16 protein-coding genes are annotated in these 19,457 nt (G+C 72.5%); all 16 read left to right on the forward strand.

What is annotated here, in order from left to right; translation table 11 throughout:
- Nucleotides 1–688 precede the first annotated feature (688 nt).
- The 16 genes from pyrR (at nucleotide 689) to HS041_RS17000 (ending at nucleotide 19,448) form a co-directional block, all read left to right on the forward strand.
- Complete coding sequence (gene pyrR / locus HS041_RS16925) at nucleotides 689–1,225, forward strand: bifunctional pyr operon transcriptional regulator/uracil phosphoribosyltransferase PyrR (RefSeq protein ID WP_196441638.1); 537 nt, start codon at nucleotides 689–691, stop codon at nucleotides 1,223–1,225.
- Nucleotides 1,222–2,154: an aspartate carbamoyltransferase catalytic subunit gene (locus HS041_RS16930; RefSeq protein WP_196441639.1), complete on the forward strand. Its 933-nt coding sequence runs from the start codon at nucleotides 1,222–1,224 to the stop codon at nucleotides 2,152–2,154. The genes pyrR and HS041_RS16930 overlap by 4 nt, the downstream gene beginning before the upstream one ends.
- Nucleotides 2,151–3,470: a dihydroorotase gene (locus HS041_RS16935; RefSeq protein ID WP_307845330.1), complete on the forward strand. Its 1,320-nt coding sequence runs from the start codon at nucleotides 2,151–2,153 to the stop codon at nucleotides 3,468–3,470. The genes HS041_RS16930 and HS041_RS16935 overlap by 4 nt, the downstream gene beginning before the upstream one ends.
- Before the next feature lie 177 nt (nucleotides 3,471–3,647).
- The gene (gene carA / locus HS041_RS16940; protein ID WP_307845406.1) at nucleotides 3,648–4,829 is read left to right on the forward strand and encodes a glutamine-hydrolyzing carbamoyl-phosphate synthase small subunit; all 1,182 of its coding nucleotides are present in this window, start codon (nucleotides 3,648–3,650) and stop codon (nucleotides 4,827–4,829) included.
- Complete coding sequence (carB, locus tag HS041_RS16945; protein WP_196441640.1) at nucleotides 4,822–8,142, forward strand: carbamoyl-phosphate synthase large subunit; 3,321 nt, start codon at nucleotides 4,822–4,824, stop codon at nucleotides 8,140–8,142. The genes carA and carB overlap by 8 nt, the downstream gene beginning before the upstream one ends.
- Before the next feature lie 199 nt (nucleotides 8,143–8,341).
- A complete protein-coding gene (locus HS041_RS16950) occupies nucleotides 8,342–9,217 on the forward strand; it encodes a dihydroorotate dehydrogenase electron transfer subunit (protein WP_307845331.1) in 876 nt (291 codons plus the stop codon).
- A complete protein-coding gene (locus tag HS041_RS16955) occupies nucleotides 9,207–10,181 on the forward strand; it encodes a dihydroorotate dehydrogenase (RefSeq protein WP_196441641.1) in 975 nt (324 codons plus the stop codon). The genes HS041_RS16950 and HS041_RS16955 overlap by 11 nt, the downstream gene beginning before the upstream one ends.
- Nucleotides 10,178–10,891, forward strand: a complete 714-nt coding sequence (gene pyrF / locus HS041_RS16960; RefSeq protein ID WP_196441642.1) for an orotidine-5'-phosphate decarboxylase — start codon at nucleotides 10,178–10,180, stop codon at nucleotides 10,889–10,891. The genes HS041_RS16955 and pyrF overlap by 4 nt, the downstream gene beginning before the upstream one ends.
- Nucleotides 10,892–11,077: 186 nt before the next feature.
- On the forward strand, nucleotides 11,078–11,401 hold the full coding sequence (gene mihF / locus HS041_RS16965) for an integration host factor, actinobacterial type (RefSeq protein ID WP_196441643.1): 324 nt from the start codon (nucleotides 11,078–11,080) through the stop codon (nucleotides 11,399–11,401).
- 194 nt (nucleotides 11,402–11,595) lie between these two features.
- Nucleotides 11,596–12,168, forward strand: coding sequence for a guanylate kinase (gene gmk, locus HS041_RS16970; RefSeq protein ID WP_230879353.1), 573 nt, complete (start codon nucleotides 11,596–11,598; stop codon nucleotides 12,166–12,168).
- 13 nt (nucleotides 12,169–12,181) lie between these two features.
- Entirely contained in the window at nucleotides 12,182–12,445 is a 264-nt protein-coding gene (rpoZ, locus tag HS041_RS16975) for a DNA-directed RNA polymerase subunit omega (RefSeq protein WP_184938999.1), read from the forward strand.
- An 8-nt stretch (nucleotides 12,446–12,453) separates the two neighbouring features.
- Nucleotides 12,454–13,683, forward strand: coding sequence for a bifunctional phosphopantothenoylcysteine decarboxylase/phosphopantothenate--cysteine ligase CoaBC (gene coaBC, locus HS041_RS16980; protein ID WP_196441645.1), 1,230 nt, complete (start codon nucleotides 12,454–12,456; stop codon nucleotides 13,681–13,683).
- Between the two features lie 130 nt (nucleotides 13,684–13,813).
- Nucleotides 13,814–14,182 (forward strand): hypothetical protein, encoded by a 369-nt coding sequence (locus tag HS041_RS16985; protein ID WP_196441646.1) that lies wholly within the window; start codon nucleotides 13,814–13,816, stop codon nucleotides 14,180–14,182.
- Between the two features lie 202 nt (nucleotides 14,183–14,384).
- A complete protein-coding gene (gene metK / locus HS041_RS16990; protein WP_196441647.1) occupies nucleotides 14,385–15,572 on the forward strand; it encodes a methionine adenosyltransferase in 1,188 nt (395 codons plus the stop codon).
- Nucleotides 15,573–15,737: 165 nt separating this feature from the next.
- A complete protein-coding gene (locus HS041_RS16995) occupies nucleotides 15,738–17,183 on the forward strand; it encodes an amidohydrolase (RefSeq protein WP_196441648.1) in 1,446 nt (481 codons plus the stop codon).
- Between the two features lie 120 nt (nucleotides 17,184–17,303).
- Nucleotides 17,304–19,448, forward strand: a complete 2,145-nt coding sequence (locus HS041_RS17000) for a primosomal protein N' (RefSeq protein WP_196441649.1) — start codon at nucleotides 17,304–17,306, stop codon at nucleotides 19,446–19,448.
- Nucleotides 19,449–19,457: the final 9 nt, after the last annotated feature.

Below are 19,457 nucleotides of genomic sequence, written 5' to 3' on the forward strand. Positions count from 1 at the left end.
CTGATTGGAAAAAAGATGTCGAATCCGATCCGGTGGGGTCCGCCTTAAACGTCTTGCTTGTCCGCTCCTCGATCGTGGATCCCCGCGGCGGCGCGACGTAAACGGGCTCTCCGGGCCGGCCGGTGCCGGAGCGCGCCGACCGGATGGCGCGAGGGGCGGCGGTCTCGCCCCCGAGTCCTGCTCGCCGTGATGCGGATGCGGATCGCGACGCCCGCGAGCGCCGTCGAGAGCCCGGCGGTGACCGCTTCTGCGCTCGCGCCGTACGTCGTCCAGAGGATGGACGGGGTTTCCCGTACGGCCTGCGTTCACAGGCTCATACGGGTTGAGTTCCCGGGGGGCGCGGAATGAAACCCCCGCCCGCCGGCGGGCGGAGAGCGGGGCTCCCGCCGGCGAGCGGGGGCCGCGGGCGACCCGGGAGGGGGTGCGGGGGCCGCTCCGGGTGCCGTCGCGGCCTTTCCCCGCGCCGCCGGGGCACAGGGAGACCCTGTCGGATATTGGAATAAATGATCGCCTAGAGTGGTATGTAGCTGGAAGTGATGATTGTCTCTTTGGTGAAGTAACAACCCGATTCCGATCGGCTGCCCTCCGGCTGCTACCGTGAAGGCGTCGACTTCCTTTAAGACCCGTCCCGTGAGGCGGGAAAGGTGGTGTTCTCTTGGCCGAGGCCATTCCGCATGCCCAAAGTCATGTGCACGCGGTCCTCGAGGGTCCCGACATCAACCGGGCGCTGATCCGCATCTCCCACGAGATCCTGGAGCGCACCAAGGGCGGCGAGGACGTCGTCCTCCTCGGGATCCCCACACGAGGCGTCTATCTCGCCCGCCGCCTGGCCGGGCACATCAGGCAGTTCGAAGGCCACCCCGTCCCGGTCGGCTCCCTCGACATCACGATGTACCGCGACGACCTGCGGACCAGGCCCGCGCGTCCGCTCGGCCGCACCGAGCTCCCCGCCGACGGCATCGACGACAAGACGGTCGTCCTGGTCGACGACGTGCTCTACTCCGGCCGCACCGTCCGCGCCGCGCTCGACGCGCTCGCTGCCCTGGGCCGCCCGCGGGCCGTCCAGCTCGCCGCCCTGGTCGACCGCGGCCACCGCGAGCTGCCCATCCGGGCCGACTACGTGGGCAAGAACCTTCCGACCTCCAAGTCCGAGATCGTGAAGGTCTACCTGGAGGAGAACGACGGCCGCGACGCGGTCCTGCTGCTGAAGGAAGACGAGAAATGAAGCGTCACCTGATCTCGGCGGCCGACCTGAGCCGCGACGACGCCCTGCTCATCCTCGACACCGCCGACGAGCTGGCCAGGATCTCGGACCGTTCCATCAAGAAGCTGCCGACCCTGCGGGGCCGTACGGTGGTCAACCTCTTCTTCGAGGACTCCACCCGGACCCGGATCTCCTTCGAGGCCGCGGCCAAGCGCCTCTCGGCCGACGTCATCAACTTCTCGGCCAAGGGCTCCAGCGTCTCCAAGGGCGAGTCGCTCAAGGACACCGCGCTCACGCTGGAGGCGATGGGCGCCGACGCCGTCGTCATCCGGCACGGCGCCTCCGGCGCGCCGTACCGGCTGGCGGGCTGGGTGCGCGGCAGCGTCGTCAACGCCGGCGACGGCACCCACGAGCACCCCACGCAGGCCCTGCTCGACGCCTTCACGATGCGCCGCCGCCTCGGCTCGCTGGAGGGCCGCAGGGTCACCGTCGTCGGCGACGTCCTGCACAGCCGGGTGGCCCGCTCCAACGTGCTGCTGCTGGCCACGCTCGGCGCGGAGGTGACCCTGGTCGCCCCGCCGACGCTGCTGCCGGTGAGCGTCGACTCCTGGCCGTGCGAGGTCTCCTACGACCTCGACGCCGTGCTGCCCAAGTCGGACGTGGTCATGATGCTGCGGGTGCAGCGCGAGCGGATGAACGCCGCGTTCTTCCCCACCGAGCGCGAGTACAGCCGCCGCTACGGCCTCGACCGCGACCGCGTCGCCAAGCTCCACGACGAGGCGATCGTGATGCATCCCGGGCCGATGAACCGGGGCATGGAGATCGCGGCGGAGGTGGCCGACTCGGCGCGCTCGACCATCGTCGAGCAGGTCGCCAACGGCGTGACCACCCGCATGGCCGTTCTGTACCTGCTGCTCGGCGGCGCCGACCTCGGAGGAGAAGACAAGTGAGCCCAGTGAGCCCGGTGAGCCCGGGGAGCATCGTCATCAAGGGCGCCAGGATCCTCGGCGGCGAGCCCGCCGACATCCTGATCGAGGACGGCGTCATCGCCGGGATCGGCCGGGACCTGGCCGGGGACGAGACCGTCGAGGCGGCGGGCCTCATCGCCCTGCCCGGCCTGGTGGACCTCCACACCCACCTGCGCGAGCCCGGCCGGGAGGACGCCGAGACCGTCGAGACCGGCACCCGCGCGGCCGCCCTCGGCGGCTACACCGCCGTGCACGCCATGGCCAACACCTCCCCGGTCGCCGACACCGCCGGAGTCGTGGAGCAGGTCTGGCGGCTCGGGCAGGAGGCCGGTCACTGCGACGTGCAGCCGGTCGGCGCGGTCACCGAGGGGCTGGCCGGCGAGCGGCTGGCCGAGCTCGGCGCGATGGCCGACTCCGCCGCCCGCGTCCGGGTCTTCTCCGACGACGGCAAGTGCGTCTCCGACGCGGTGCTCATGCGCCGCGCCCTGGAGTACGTCAAGGCCTTCGACGGGGTCGTGGCCCAGCACGCCCAGGAGCCGCGGCTGACCGCCGGCGCGCAGATGAACGAGGGCGCGGTCTCCGGCAGGCTCGGCCTGACCGGCTGGCCCGCGGTCGCCGAGGAGGCGATCATCGCCCGCGACTGCCTGCTCGCCGCGCACGTCGGCTCCCGCCTGCACGTCTGCCACCTGTCCACCGCGGGCTCCGTGGAGATCGTCCGCTGGGCCAAGTCCAAGGGCTGGAACGTCACCGCAGAGGTGACCCCGCACCACCTGCTGCTCACCGACGACCTCGTCGAGGACTCCCCGGTCGGCGCCTACAACCCGATCTACAAGGTGAACCCGCCGCTGCGCACCCGCGAGGACGTCGAGGCGCTGCGCGCGGCCCTGGCCGACGGCACGATCGACGTCGTCGCCACCGACCACGCTCCGCACCCGGTCGAGGACAAGGAGACCGAGTGGGCCGCCGCGGCCATGGGCATGATCGGTCTGGAGACGGCCCTGTCGGTGGTCCAGGAGGCCATGGTGGAGACCGGCCTGCTCGACTGGGCGGGCGTCGCCGAGCGGATGTCGTACGCCCCGGCGCGGATCGGCCGCCTGGCCGGTCACGGCCGTCCCATCGAGGTGGGCTCGCCGGCGAACATCACCCTCTACGACCCGTCCGCGCGCGAGGAGGTGGACCCGGGGTCCTACGCCTCCAAGAGCCGCAACACCCCGTACGAGGGCCGCACTCTGCCCGGCCGCGTCGTGGCCACCTTCCTGCGCGGCCGAGCGACCGTCCTGGACGGCAAGCTCGCATGACCACCGGTGCGCGGGCGTCCCACATCGTGGAGGCGCCCGTCGCCCATGCGCCGGATATTTCATACTTTGTTAAGCAATGACCGAGATGATCGGGATATTTCTGTGACTGAGCGAAGCGAGCGAGCCGACGGGCACACCGCGGCCACGGGGGCGACCACCCTCACGGGCGCGGTCCTCGTGCTGGAGGACGGCCGGGTCTTCCACGGCACCCCTTACGGCGCCGAGGGCGAGACCTTCGGCGAGATGGTCTTCAACACCGGCATGACCGGTTACCAGGAGACCCTCACCGACCCCTCCTACCACCGCCAGATCGTCGCGATGACCGCGCCGCACATCGGCAACACCGGGGTCAACGACGAGGACCCCGAGTCCTCCCGCGTCTGGGTCTCGGGCTACGTGGTCCGCGAGCCCGCGCGCGTCTCCTCCAACTGGCGCGCCAACCGCTCCCTGGACGACTACCTGAAGGAGTACGGGGTCGTCGGGATCGCGACCCCCGGCACCCGCGCCCTCACCCGCCACCTGCGCGAGCGCGGCGCCATGCGCGCCGGCATCTTCTCCGGCGCGGCCCTCGCCCCGGTGGAGGAGCTGCTGGAGCGGGTCCGCCTCAGCCCCACGATGGAGGGCGCCGACCTGGCCGGGCAGGTCTCCGCCGCCGAGCCGTACGTGATCCCCGCCATCGGCGAGAAGAAGTACACGGTGGCCGCCGTGGACCTGGGCATCAAGTCCATGACCCCGCACCGGATGGCCGAGCGCGGCTGCGAGGTGCACGTGCTGCCCGCCACCGCCACCGCCGAGGAGATCCTCGCCCTCGGCCCCGACGGGGTGTTCTTCTCCAACGGCCCCGGCGACCCGGCCACCGCCGACGGCCCGGTGGCCGCCCTGAAGGGCGTGCTGGAGGCGGGCACGCCGTTCTTCGGCATCTGCTTCGGCAACCAGATCTTCGGCCGGGCCCTGGGCCTGGGCACCTACAAGCTGCGCTACGGCCACCGCGGGGTCAACCAGCCGGTCCAGGACCGGCGCACCGGCAAGGTGGAGATCTCCGCGCACAACCACGGCTTCGCCGTGCAGGCCCCGCTGGACGGGGTCTTCGACACGCCGTACGGCCCGGCGGAGGTCAGCCACGTCAACCTCAACGACGACTGCGTCGAGGGCCTGCGCCTGGTCGACCGGCCCGCCTTCAGCGTGCAGTACCACCCCGAGGCCGCGGCAGGGCCGCACGACTCGGCGAGCCTGTTCGACCAGTTCTGCCGTCTGATGGAGCGGTCGATGGGGCGGGCGACCGGCGAGGGGCGAGCCGTCGGCGGAGAGAACGAGGAGCTGAGCGCGGCCATGGACGCAGAGGAGAGCAAGGGTGCCTAAGCGCACGGACATCCAGTCGGTCATGGTGATCGGCTCCGGGCCGATCGTGATCGGGCAGGCCTGCGAGTTCGACTACTCCGGCACCCAGGCCTGCCGCGTGCTGCGGGCCGAGGGCTTCCGCGTGATCCTCGTCAACAGCAACCCCGCGACGATCATGACGGACCCCGAGTTCGCCGACGCGACCTACGTCGAGCCGATCACTCCGGAGACCGTCGAGAAGATCATCGCCAAGGAGCGCCCCGACGCGCTGCTGCCCACCCTCGGCGGCCAGACGGCGCTCAACACCGCGATCTCCCTGCACGCGGCGGGAGTGCTCGCCAAGTACGACGTCGAGCTGATCGGCGCCGACGTGGACGCCATCGAGGCGGGCGAGAACCGCGAGAAGTTCAAGGACATCGTCGCCAAGGTCGCGGCCGAGCACGGTCTCAACGCCGAGTCGGCGCGCTCGTTCGTCTGCCACACCATGGACGAGTGCCTGGCCGCGGCCGGGGAGCTCGGCTACCCGCTGGTCGTGCGGCCCTCCTTCACGATGGGCGGCGTCGGCTCCGGCTTCGCGCACGACGAGACCGACCTGCGCCGCATCGCCGGGGCGGGCCTGGACGCCTCGCCGACCACCGAGGTGCTCCTAGAGGAGTCCATCCTCGGCTGGAAGGAGTACGAGCTGGAGGTCATGCGCGACAAGGCCGACAACGTCGTCATCGTCTGCTCCATCGAGAACCTCGACCCGATGGGCGTGCACACCGGCGACAGCGTCACCGTGGCCCCCGCGCTGACCCTCACCGACCGCGAGTACCAGAACATGCGCGACGTGGCCATCGCGGTCATCCGCGAGGTCGGCGTCGACACCGGCGGCTGCAACATCCAGTTCGCGGTCAACCCGCGCACCGGCCGCATGATCGTCATCGAGATGAACCCCCGGGTGAGCCGTTCCAGCGCCCTCGCCTCCAAGGCGACCGGCTTCCCGATCGCCAAGATCGCGGCCAAGCTCGCCATCGGCTACACCCTCGACGAGATCCCCAACGACATCACCCGGGAGACCCCGGCCTCGTTCGAGCCCTCGCTCGACTACATCGTGGTCAAGGTGCCGCGTTTCGCCTTCGAGAAGTTCGCCGGGGCCGACCAGACCCTGACGACCCACATGAAGTCGGTCGGCGAGGCCATGGCCATCGGACGGTCCTTCCCCGAGGCCCTGCAGAAGGCCCTGCGCTCGCTGGAGAAGAAGGGGGCCGCCTTCTCCTGGGCGGGGGAGCCCGGGCCGCTGGAGGAGCTTCTGGAGGCCTGCCGCACCCCGCACGACGGCAGGCTCTTCACGATGCAGCAGGCCATCCGCGCCGGGGCCACGATGGAGCAGCTGTTCGAGGCGACCGCGGTCGACCCGTGGTTCCTGGACCAGCTGATGGCGATCGACGAGGTCGCGGCCGAGCTGCGCGAGGCGCCGCAGCTCACCGCCGGGCTGCTGACGAAGGTCAAGCGCTACGGCTTCAGCGACGTGCAGATCGCCGAGATCCGCGGCATGGACGAGCCGCGCGTGCGCGACCTGCGCCACGCGCTCGGCGTCCGGCCGGTCTACAACACCGTGGACACCTGCGCCGCCGAGTTCGCCGCGCGCACGCCGTACCTCTACTCCACCTACGACGAGGAGACCGAGGTCCCGTACGGCGACCGCCCCAAGGTGCTCATCCTCGGCTCCGGGCCCAACCGCATCGGCCAGGGCATCGAGTTCGACTACGCGTGCGTGCACGCCTCCTTCGAGCTGTCGGCGGCGGGGTACGAGACCGTCATGGTCAACTGCAACCCGGAGACGGTCTCCACCGACTACGACACCTCCGACCGGCTCTACTTCGAGCCGCTCACCCTGGAGGACGTGCTGGAGGTCGTCCACGCCGAGCAGCAGACCGGCCCGGTCGCCGGCGTCATCGTGCAGCTGGGCGGGCAGACCCCGCTCGGCCTGGCGCAGGCGCTCAAGGACGCGGGCGTGCCGATCGTCGGCACCTCTCCGGAGTCCATCCACCTGGCCGAGGAACGCGGCGCGTTCGGCCGCGTGCTCGCCGAGGCCGGCCTGCCGGCGCCCAAGCACGGCACCGCGGTGACCGAGCAGGAGGCGCTGGAGATCGCCGCGGAGATCGGCTACCCGGTGCTGGTGAGGCCGAGCTACGTGCTGGGCGGCGCGGGCATGGCGATCGTCTACGACGACGAGACGCTCGTCACCTACATGTCGAGGGCGGGCGCGGCCAGCGACCACCCGGTGCTGGTGGACAAGTTCCTCGACGAGGCCGTCGAGATCGACGTGGACGCCCTGTTCGACGGCGAGGAGCTCTACCTCGGCGGTGTGATGGAGCACATCGAGGAGGCCGGCATCCACTCCGGTGACTCGGCCTGCTCGCTGCCCCCGATGACGCTCGGCAGCCACGACATCAAGCGCATCCGCGCCGCCACCGAGGCCATCGCCCGCGGAGTGGGCGTGCGGGGCCTGCTCAACGTGCAGTACGCCATGTCGGCCAACATCCTGTACGTGCTGGAGGCCAACCCGCGCGCCAGCCGTACCGTGCCGTTCGTCTCCAAGGCCACGGCGGTGCCGCTGGCCAAGGCCGCGGCCCGGGTGATGATGGGCGCGACCGTCGCGCAGCTGCGCGCCGAGGGCATGCTCCCGGCCGAGGGCGACGGCGGCACCATGCCGCTGGACGCGCCGATCGCGGTCAAGGAGGCGGTGCTGCCGTTCAACCGCTTCCGCGGGGTTGACACCGTGCTCGGCCCGGAGATGCGCTCCACCGGCGAGGTGATGGGCATCGACGCGTTCTTCGGCACGGCCTACGCCAAGTCGCAGGACGCCGCCTACGGCCCGCTGCCGACGCGGGGGCGGGCCTTCGTCTCCGTGGCCAACCGGGACAAGCGGGCGATGATCTTCCCGGTGAAGGCGCTCGCCGACCTCGGTTTCGAGATCCTGGCCACCGAGGGAACGGCCGAGGTGCTGCGCCGCAACGGCGTCCATGCCAAGATCGTGCGCAAGCAGAGTGACGGAACGGGTCCGCAGGGAGAGCCGACGATCGGCCGGCGCATCCTGGACGGCGAGGTGGATCTCATCGTGAACACGCCCTTCGGCAGCCCCGGTCAGGCCGGGCCGCGCCTGGACGGCTACGAGATCCGCACCGCGGCCGTGCTGCGGGGCATCCCCTGCATCACGACCGTTCAGGGACTCGCCGCGGCCGTCCAGGGCATTCAGGCCATCGTCCGAGGTGACATCGGCGTACGGTCGCTCCAGGAGCACGCGGAGCGGCTGAGGCGAGGAGTGAGCGAAGCGGGCGGTGAAGGATGAGCCGTCGGCGGAGTGAGCGAGGAGCCGAACGCGACCATGGGCGGGAGCGGCTGAGGCGAGGAGTGAGCGAAGCGGGCGGTGAAGGATGAGCCGTCGGCGGAGTGAGCGAGGAGCCGAACGCGACCATCGGCAGGGGCAGTTGCGAGGCTGACGGCTCAGGGGGCGTTCTCGCGGGCCGGCGAGGGCGCCCCCGGCGGAGGTGAGGGAGACGGCTGTAACCCCGGTGCAGGTCACCGGTACGGTGCTGACGACGCGCCAGGTCGATGCCTACCATGCGCTGACCGTGGTGGCACCCGGCATCGCCGAGCGCTTCCGGCCCGGCCACTTCGTGGCGGTGGCCGTGGGCGGCTCCGGCACGTCCATGCTGACCCGGCGGGCCTTCTCCATCCATGACGTCAAGCCCGACTACGGCGGTACGGTCGAGTTCGTCTTCGCGGTCAACGGCCCCGGCACCGCCTGGCTCGCCGAGCGCCGCGCCCGCGACACGCTGGACCTGGTCGGCCCGCTCGGCCGCCCGTTCCCGCTGCCCCGGGACCCGGTCACCTGCGTCATGGTCGGCGACGAGTACGGCTCGGCCGTGCTCTTCGCCGTCGCCGACGCGCTCCAGCGGCGCGGGTGCCGGGTCGACTTCGTGCTCGGCGGGGCCTCGGCCGGCCGGGTCTTCGGCGCGATGCGCGCCCGCCGGATGGCGGAGACCACCACCCTGACCACGGAGGACGGCTCGCTCGGCATGCGCGGCAGGGTCACCGACGCGCTGCCCGGGGTGATCGCCGACGTGCGGGCGGACGCGGTCTACGCCAGCGGCCCGATGGAGACGCTGCGCGGCGTGACCGCGGTGGCGGTCGAGTTCGACATCCCGGTCCAGGCGGCCGTGGAGGAGCGGATGGCCTGCGGGATCGGCGTCTGCATGACATGCGTGCTGCCGGTCATCGGAGACGACGGGATCACCAGGATGGTCCGATCGTGCGTGGAGGGGCCGGTCTTCCGGGGCGAGCGCGTCCGCTTCGACGATGTGGGAACGATCCCGTTCGACGCGCTCGGAGCACCCGGCGGAGGATCGCGGAATGCCGGTTGACATGCGGACGTACCTGGGACACGTGGAGCTGGCCAACCCGGTGGTCACCGCCGCCGGGTGCGCGGGGTCGGGCTCCGAGCTGGCCCAGTTCTTCGACCTGGGCAGGATCGGCGCGGTGACCACCCGGTCGATCACGATGGCGCCCAGGGCGGGCCGCCCGACCCCCAGGATGGCCGAGACGCCCTCCGGCCTGCTGAACGCCGTCGGGCTGCAGGGGCCCGGCGTGGACGCCTTCCTGGCGCGGGAGCTGCCCTGGCTGGCCCAGCGCAACGTCCGGACCGTGGTCTCCATCGGCGGCGGCACCGTGGCCGAGTACACCGCGCTGGCCCGCAGGCTCAACGACGCACCCGGCGTGACCGCCGTGGAGGTCAACCTGTCCTGCCCCAATATCGAGGACCGCGGGCGGGTCTTCGCCCGCGACGGCGGGGCCTCGGCCGAGGTGATCGCCTCGGTGCGCGCGGTGATGCGCTACGACGTGCCGGTGGTGGCCAAGCTCTCGCCGGACACCGCCGACATCGTGAGCGTCGCCAGAGCCTGCGTGGACGGGGGCGCCGACGCCCTGTCGATGATCAACAATCCGCTGGGCATGAGCATCGACACCGAGACCATGCTCCCTGCGCTGGCCGCGGGCACCGGAGGGCTGTCCGGACCGGCCATCCGGCCGCTGGCCGTACGCTGCGTGTGGCAGGTCCGCACCGCGCTGCCCGGCGTGCCCATCATCGGCATGGGCGGTGTGCTGACCGGCAGGGACGCCTTCGAGCTCATCCTCGCCGGCGCCTGCGTCGTCGCCGTGGGCACCGCGCTGTTCCACGATCCCTACGCCTGCACACGGGTCCTGCGCGAGCTGGAGGAGCTCGTGGCGGCCCGGGGATACCAGCGGCTGGCCGACGTGATCGGACTGGCCCACCGCCCGCCGGGAGCGGCCGCCCGGCACCGCACGGACTTCGAGGAGAGCTCCCTGTGACCCCCGCCCCGATCGCCGTCGCACTGGACGCGCCCGACCTGGAGACCGCGGCCCGCTGGGCGAGCCTGGTGACCCCGCATGTCAGCACGGTCAAGGTGGGGCTCGAACTCTACCTGCGCTACGGCCCCGACGTGATCGCCTCGGTGCGCGGGGCGAGCGGGGTGCGGGTGTTCCTGGATCTGAAGCTGCACGACATCCCCAACACCGTGGCCGGAGCCGCCCGGGCCGTGGCGCGGCTCAAACCCGCGATCCTGACCGTCCACGCGGCCGGGGGACCGGCCATGATCCGCGCCGCGGTGGAAGCCGCCCCCGCCACCCAGATCGCGGCCGTGACGGTGCTCACGTCGCTCTCAGAGGCCGATCTGGAGCGCACGGGCATCGCCGGCCCGCCCGGGGACGCCGTGCGCCGTCTGTCGGTCCTGGCCGTCGCCGCGGGCGCCGGGGCCCTCGTCTGCTCGCCGCGTGAGGTCGCCGCGGTGCGTGCGGAGGTCGGGCCGGACATCACCTTGATCACTCCCGGCGTCCGCCCCGTGGGCGCCGACAGTCAAGATCAGGCAAGAGTAGCGACTCCCGAACGGGCTTTCGCCGACGGGGCCGACCTTCTGGTGATCGGCCGCCCGATCACCGGCTCCGCGGACCCCGGGGCGGCGGCGGCGGGCATCGCCGCGGCGCTCCGCCGGGCCGCCGGGACCGCCGGGCGGAGTGTGTGATCTACGTCGCCGGAAACGCGGAGTTAGGCGTCATTTGATCGACACTTGGCAATATAGTGGGCACGGAGCGTTAAGAACTGGCTTTTCTGTGGGGAGAAACCGGCCTTGACGTTGCTTGGAGCGCCATGACCAGCTAGTTTCCCTTCCCGTCCGAGTACATCGACAGGAAATTCGAGGTGACCCGGCGTGGCTCTTCCTCCCCTTACACCTGAGCAGCGCGCCGCAGCCCTAGAGAAGGCTGCCAAGGCCCGCCGAGAGCGTGCCGAGGTCAAGAACCGCCTGAAGCACGGTGCGGTCTCTCTGACCGAGGTGCTCAAGGACGGGCAGGCCGACGACGTCATCGGCAAGATGAAGGTCTCTGCCCTCCTGGAGTCGCTCCCCGGCGTGGGCAAGGTCCGCGCCAAGCAGCTCATGGAGCGGCTGGGCATCGCCGAGTCCCGCCGCGTGCGGGGTCTCGGCGCCAACCAGCGCGCCTCCCTTGAGCGTGAGTTCGGTGGAGCCGAGGGCTAGTCTCGGTTCCGTACCAGCACGTTCATCCCGCGTCGGCGGGGGCGCATCACGGGGGGTTCGGAGTGACCGGAACGTCGTGGCCCGATGAGAATCGGGCTCCGGAGGAAGCCGCGGCGAGCGGATCCGGTGGCTCCACACCTCCGGCCGGCAGCCCGGAGGAGGCGAGAGCCTCCGCCGGGCCGGCCGGCAACCGCCTGACGGTCCTGTCCGGGCCGTCGGGCGTGGGCAAGTCCACGGTCGTCGCCGAGCTTCGACGGGCACACCCCGAGGTGTGGCTGTCGGTCTCGGTGACCACCAGGAAGCCACGCCCGGGGGAGACCCACGGGGTGGAGTACTTCTTCGCCGCCGACGACGAGTTCGACCGGCTCATCGCCGACGGGGAGCTGCTGGAGTGGGCCGAGTTCGCCGGCAACCGGTACGGAACCCCGCGGACGCCGCTCCTCAAGAAGCTCGCCGCCGGGACCCCCGCGCTGCTGGAGATCGACCTGCAGGGGGCGCGTCAGGTCCGCGCGACCATGCCGGAGGCGCTGCTGGTCTTCCTGGCCCCGCCGAGCTGGGAGGAGCTGGAGAAGCGCCTGCGCGGCAGGGGCACCGAGCCGGAGGACGTCATCGCCCGCCGGCTCGCCGCGGGGCGGGTCGAGATGGCCGCCGAGCAGGAGTTCGACCTGACCTTGGTGAACACGTCCGTCGATGACGTATGTCATCGGCTGATAGCCTTGATGGCCGATGCTCCCGAGGCCTCTGGCCCCGGACGTTCACCTAGCTAGGGGAAGACACAACGTGGCAAGCAACGCCGCTTACGCGGAAGGCATCACCAACCCGTCGATCGACGCGCTGCTCGACATCGTCGACAGCAAGTACAGCCTCGTGATCTTCGGTTCGAAGCGCGCCCGCCAGATCAACGCCTACTATTCCCAGCTCGGCGAGGGCCTGCTGGAGTACGTCGGCCCGCTGGTGGAGACCCACGCGCAGGAGAAGCCGCTCTCCATCGCGCTGCGCGAGGTCAGCGAGGGCCTGCTCACCTCCGAGCCCATCGAGGGCTAGTCCTTCACATGGGGACGCCCGGTGCGGACGCGCCCGCGAAGCCGAGCGTCGTCCTGGGAGTGAGCGCGGGCATCGCCGCCTACAAGGCGTGCGAGCTGCTGCGCCTGTTCACCGAGTCCGGTCACGACGTCAGGGTCATCCCGACCAAGGAGGCGCTGCGTTTCGTCGGCGAGCCGACCTGGGCCGCGCTCTCCGGCAATCCGGTGAGCGCCGACGTCTGGGACGCCGTGAACGAGGTGCCGCACGTCCGGATCGGCCAGGGCGCCGACCTGGTGGTGGTCGCCCCCGCCACCGCCGACGTGCTCGCCAAGGCCGCCCACGGCCTCGCCGGAGACCTGCTGACCAACACCCTGCTCACCGCGCGCTGCCCGGTGGTCTTCGCCCCGGCGATGCACACCGAGATGTGGGAGCACCCGGCGACCCAGGCCAACGTGGCCACCCTGCGCGAGCGCGGCGCCCTCGTCCTCGATCCCGCCGTGGGCCGTCTCACCGGGGCCGACACCGGACGCGGGCGGCTGCCCGACCCCGTGGAGATCTTCGAGGTCTGCCGCCGGGTCCTGGCCGGCCGCTCCCTCGACCTGGCCGGCCGTCACCTGGTCATCTCGGCCGGGGGCACCCGCGAGGCCATCGACCCGGTCCGGTTCATCGGCAACCGCTCCTCGGGCCTGCAGGGCTACGCGCTGGCCCGGACGGCCGCCGCCCGCGGCGCCCGGGTCACGCTGGTCGCCGCCAACGTCGCGCTGCCCGATCCCGCCGGGGTCGCGGTGGTGCGGGTCGAGTCGGCCCTGCAACTGCGCGAGGCCGTGCTGGAGGCGGTGGAGGGCGCCGACGCCGTGGTGATGGCCGCCGCCGTCGCCGACTTCCGGCCCGCGGCGCGGAGCGACTCGAAGATCAAAAAGACCTCGGCCGAACCCGACGCCATCCATCTGGTGAAAAATCCAGACATTCTGGCGGAGTTGGGGGAGCGGCGCCGCGAGGGTGCCAAGCCGTACCCGGCGGTGATCGCGGGGTTCGCTGCCGAGACCGACGACGTCCTCGCCAACGGGCGGGCCAAGCTCGCACGCAAGGGCTGCGACCTGCTCGTCGTCAACCAGGTGGGGGAGAACCTCGCCTTCGGCACCCCTGACAACGCCGCGGTGGTCCTGGTCGCGGACGCGGATCCCGTGGAGATCCCGCGCGGGCCGAAGGAGGCCCTGGCCGACGTGGTCTGGGACCTGGTGGCCGCTCGCCTCCCCTGAGGCCGGGTCGCAGGGTGCGGGCCCGGTGGAACCGATCGGGGAGCGAAGTCCCGATCCGCTTGCCGGAGATCTCCTCCCGACGGATACTGCGTCCGGAGTGACCTGGAACGCCGCACCAGGGGGTCTGATCATGCCGGTGTCCGCCGCCGTCAGAGCGCGCTGCCGTGCCCTGCTCCCTCCCGGGCAGGACATCCGCTACATCCTGCCCGCGCTCTCGGTGGGCTCGCCGGTGATGGCGACCTTCCTGATCGTCGTCACCGGTGAGACGGTCGCGGTGCTGTCCACCAAGTTCTTCGACCGGGACGTGCCCACCGCGGTCTACGCCACTCACTCCCGGCGGACCCGGCTCGGGCCGGTGGAGTTCTCCTCGGGTGCGGCGATCGAGCTCGGCGGCATGATGTTCGAGATCGAAGAGGAGTACGGCGCGGTGGTATGCGCCGCCGACGCCGAGGTCTTCGCCCCCGAGACGCTCCCGCCCGACCCGCTTCCCCATCTCTGACCGCGCCGCGGCCGGCCGTCCGGCGGCTCCCGGTCCCATGGGGAGAGGCCGGGGTCCGAGAGTTTCGCACGTTGGGAGAAGCCCGAATTCGAGATGGTTTCACAAGCCTGCTCCAGGTGGAGCTAGACTTCGGCGGAACGCTACCGGTGTCCCCGCACCGGCGCCCACAACCGCCAGCAGCCGCTGCATGAGGAGCCCTGACTTGTCCCGCCGCCTTTTCACCTCCGAGTCGGTCACCGAGGGCCACCCGGACAAGATCGCAGACCAGATCAGTGACGCGATTCTCGACGCCATGCTCAAGGGTGACCCCAAGAGCCGGGTCGCGGTCGAGACGTTGATCACCACCGGTCAGGTCCACGTCGCCGGAGAGGTGACGACGGAGACCTACGTCGACATCCCCGGCCTCATCCGGGAGAAGATCCTCCAGATCGGCTACGACGCCTCGCACAAGGGCTTCGACGGCGCCTCCTGCGGCGTTTCGGTCTCCATCGGCGCGCAGTCGCCCGACATCGCCCAGGGCGTCGACGACGCCTACGAGCACCGCGAGGAGGGCGACACCGACGAGCTCGACCGCCAGGGCGCGGGCGACCAGGGCCTGATGTTCGGTTACGCGACCAACGAGACCCCCGAGCTGATGCCGCTCCCGATCCAGCTGGCGCACCGCCTGGCCGAGCGCCTGTCGCAGGTCCGCAAGGACGGCACGGTGCCCTACCTGCGGCCCGACGGCAAGACCCAGGTCACCATCGAGTACGACGGCAACAAGCCGGTCCGCCTCGACACGGTCGTCGTCTCCACCCAGCACGCCGCCGAGATCGACCTCAAGGAGATGCTCGCGCCGGACATCAAGGAGCACGTGGTCGACCCGGTGCTCGCGGGCATCGAGCTCGAGACCGAGGGCTACCGCCTGCTGGTCAACCCGACCGGCCGCTTCGAGATCGGCGGCCCGATGGGCGACGCCGGCCTGACCGGCCGCAAGATCATCGTTGACACCTACGGCGGCATGGCCCGCCACGGCGGCGGCGCCTTCTCCGGCAAGGACCCGTCCAAGGTCGACCGCTCGGCCGCCTACGCGATGCGCTGGGTCGCCAAGAACATCGTCGCCGCCGGCCTGGCCGACCGCGCCGAGGTCCAGGTCGCCTACGCCATCGGCAAGGCGCACCCGGTCGGCGTCTTCGTCGAGACCTTCGGCACCGAGAAGATCGACGTCGCGAAGATCCAGGACGCCGTGCTCCAGGTCTTCGACCTGCGCCCGGCCGCGATCATCCGCGACCTGGACCTGCTCCGCCCGATCTACTCGCCGACCGCCGCCTACGGGCACTTCGGCCGCAAGGAGTTCTCCTGGGAGTCCACCGACCGCGCCGAGGCGCTGCGCACCGCCGCCGGTCTGTAGGAGTCGTTCCGGGAGGGCCCCGGCGAGCCTCGCTCGCCGGGGCCCTCCCGTTTCCGCCGCCGGGGCGGGCGTCCTGGCGGGGCCTGGCCGTACCCGCAGGCGCCCATGTCCCGGCCGGCCGGATCGCCGCCCGCGATGTCTGGTCTGTGGGCTAACGTCTGCTCCATGCCTTCTCTGCTGCTGCGCAACGCGCGGGTCGGTCTCGGTGGCCCGCTCCGCCATGTCCTGATCTCCGACGGCAGGGTCGCGGAGGTGAGTGCCGAGCCGCCGCCCTGCGACGAGTCGGTGGACGTCGGGGGCGGCACCCTCCTGCCCGGCCTGTGGGACGCGCACGTGCACAGCGAGCAGTGGGCCCAGGCCAGGCGGAGAGTCGACCTGAGCCCGGCCCGGTCGGCGAAGGAGGCCGTCGAGCTCATCACCGCGCACGCCGCCGCGTCCGGGATCACGATGGGCTACGGCTTCCGCGACGGCCTGTGGCCGGACGCACCGCACAAGTCGCTGCTGGAGGCGGCGGCTCCCGGCAGGGCGGTCGTCCTGGTCAGCAACGACCTGCACACGGCGTGGTTCAGTCCGGCCGCGCTCGCGGTGATCGGCCGGGGCGATCACCCGACCGGAGTGCTGCGCGAGCAGGACTGCTACAGCGCGATGGCGGAGCTGCCCCCGCCGCCCGAGGACGAGCTCGACCGCTGGGTGGCCGAAGCGCTCACCGCCGCCGCGGCCCGGGGCGTGGTCGGCGTGCTCGACTTCGAGTTCGCCGACAACGTCACCGCCTGGAGCCGGCGGGTCCGGCACCGGCGGATCGACGCCCGGGTGCGCTGCTCGATCCCGAAGGGCCGCCTGGAGGAGGCGATCGGCCGCGGCCTGCGCACCGGGGAGCCGGTGGCCGGGTCGGACGGGCTGCTGGAGGTCGGCCCGGTGAAGATCTTCGTCGACGGCTCGCTGAACACCCGGACGGCCTACTGCGAAGACCCCTACCCGGGCACGGGGACACGCGGGCTGCTGGAGACGCCGCCCGACGAGCTGCACGCCACGATGGCGCTGGCCGCCGCGCACGGCATCCAACCGGCGGTGCACGCCATCGGCGACCTGGCGACCGGCATCGCGCTGGACGCCTTCGAACGGGTCGGCTGCCCGGGCCGGATCGAGCACGCCCAGTTGCTCCGCCCGGCGGACTTCGCGAGGTTCGCCCGTCCCGGTCTGATCGCGGGCGTCCAGCCCGCCCACGCGCCCGACGACCGGGAGGTGGCCGACCGGCACTGGCACGGGCGTACCGGGCGCGCCTTCGCCTACGCCGGTCTGCTCGCGGCCGGGGCCACCCTGGAGCTGGGTTCCGACGCCCCGGTGGCTCCGCTCGACCCATGGGACGGGATCGCCTCCGCGGTGGAGCGCACCGACGACGAGCGGCCGCCGTGGCACCCCGAGCAGGCGATCCCGCTGCCGGTGGCACTGGCGGCGGCGAGCCGGGGACGACACGGCGTTCGGCCCGGCGACCCCGCGGATCTGATGATCACCGAGCGCGATCCGGCCGGGCTCAGCGGGGAGGAACTCCGTCGCGCGCCGATCCTGGGCACCCTGCTCGGCGGCCGGTGGACCTACCGGGGCGCACTCTGAGCAGCCCGGCGGGGAGCCGTCCCGCCCCGCCTGGCTGAGGGGCGGGCCGCCGGCGGCCGGACGGCGCCGTCCCCGTCGTCGCGGATGCCGGTGAGAGCGCGCGCCGGCATCTGGTAGGACATGTGGGTGCCACACACGAACCCCTCCCCAGATGACGGCGCCCTGCTGCCGCTCGACGCCGTGCGCGAGAGGCCCTCGCCCGCGGGGAGGGTCCCGGTGGCCAAGGGCGTGCCGGAGCCCGCGGCCGTGCTGCCGGTCGCCAGGGTCGTGGTGGACACCCCGCTGCCCCACCTGGACCGGCCGTTCGACTATCTCGTCCCGGCCCCCATGGACGCCGACGCCGTCCCCGGCTGCCGGGTCCGGGTGAGGTTCGCCGGCAAGCTCGTCGACGGGTTCCTGCTGGAGCGGGCCGAGGCCAGCGAGCACGAGGGCAAGCTCGCCCGCCTGGAGCGGGTCGTCTCCCCGGAGCCGGTGCTCGCCCCGGAGATCGCACTGCTCGCCCGCGCCGTCGCCGACCGCTACGCCGGGACCATGGCCGACGTCCTGCGCCTGGCGGTCCCGCCGCGCCACGCCAGGGTCGAGGCCGAGGAGCGCGCGGTCCCCGGGCAGGTCCCGGCCGCCGATGAGGACCCCGGGAGGGGCGAGGACGGGAAGGGCGAGGACGGTCCCGGCCGGCCCGGGGACGAGCCGGCAGGGGAGCCCGGGCCGTGGGCCGGCTACCGGGAGGGCGAGTCCTTCCTGACGGCTCTGGCCCGGGGGCGCTCCCCGCGCGCGGTGTGGACCGCCCTGCCGGGAGCCGGGGAGGGCGGTCCCGAGTGGGCACGGGCGGTGGCGGTGGCCGTGCGCGAGACGCTGCGTGGCGGCCGTGGGGCGCTCGTGGTGGTGCCGGACGGCAAGGACGTGGTGCTGGCCGACGCGGCGCTGAGCGCGGTCCTGGGGCCGGGCAGGCACGTCTCGCTCACCGCGGACCTGGGACCCGCCGAGCGCTACCGGCGGTGGCTGAAGGTGGCCCGGGGGGAGGTCCCGGTGGCGGTCGGCACCCGGGCGGCGGCCTTCGCACCGGTCCGGGAGCTCGGGCTGGCGGTCGTCTGGGACGACGGCGACGATCTGCACGCCGAGCGGCTGGCGCCGTACCCGCACGCCCGGGAGGTCCTCGCGCTCCGCGCCCACCAGGGCGGCGCGGGCCTGCTGATCGGCGGATACGCGCGTACGGCGGAGGCCACCCGGCTGGTCGCCACCGGCTGGGCCCGCCCGATCACCGCGGCCCGCCAGACGGTGCGGGCCAGGGCCCCGAGGGTCCGTCCGGCCGGGGACGACGCCGAGCTGGCCAAGGACCAGGCGGCGCGCGCCGCGCGGCTGCCCAGCCTCGCCTGGCGGGTGCTGCGGGCCGGGCTGGAGAGCGGGCCGGTGCTGGTGCAGGTCCCGCGGCGCGGTTACCTGCCCGCGCTGGCCTGCCAGGACTGCCGGGCCCCGGCCCGCTGCGGGCACTGCCGGGGGCCGCTCGCGCTGCGCAACGGCCACGCGGCGCCGTACTGCCGCTGGTGCGGGCGGATCGCGGGGGAGTGGCGCTGCCCCGCCTGCGGCGCCGCCCGGATGCGGGCGCGGGTGGTCGGCGCCCGCCGTACGGCCGAGGAGCTCGGCCGGGCCTTCCCCTCGGTCCCGGTGAAGACCTCGGGCCGGGACGGCGTGCTGGCCACGGTCGGCGCCGCCCGGGCGCTCGTGGTGGCCACGCCGGGGGCCGAGCCCGTTCCCGAGGGCGGGTACGCCGCGGCGGTGCTGCTGGACGGCTGGGCCCTGCTCGGCCGCCCGGACCTGCGCGTCGCGGAGGAGGCGCTGCGCCGGTGGATGAACGCCGCGGCCCTGCTGCGGTCGGGGGCCGAGCTCGTCGTGCTCGCCGACTCCTCGCTCCTGCCCGTGCAGGCGCTGCTGAGATGGGACCCGGTCACCCACGCCGAGCGGGAACTGGCCGACAGGACAGAACTGGGTTTCCCCCCGGCGGTGAGGATGGCCACCCTGACAGGGTCCCCGGCGGCGGTCAGGGAGATGCTCGGGGAGGTGGCGCTGCCGGAGGGGGCGCAGGTTCTCGGGCCCGTGCCGATCGAGCCGTCCAGGGGCGACCAGGTGCGGGAACGCGCCATGGTGCGGGTGCCGTGGGGGGCGGGACCGGCGCTCGCGGCGGCTCTGAAGGGGGCGGCCGGAGTGCGTTCGGCGCGCAAGGCGGACGAGGTGGTCAGAGTGTGCATTGACCCGCTCGACGCCATTTGAGTTGTTTCC

It is taken from the genome of Planomonospora sp. ID67723 (assembly GCF_015711605.1).
Taxonomy (GTDB): domain Bacteria; phylum Actinomycetota; class Actinomycetes; order Streptosporangiales; family Streptosporangiaceae; genus Planomonospora_A.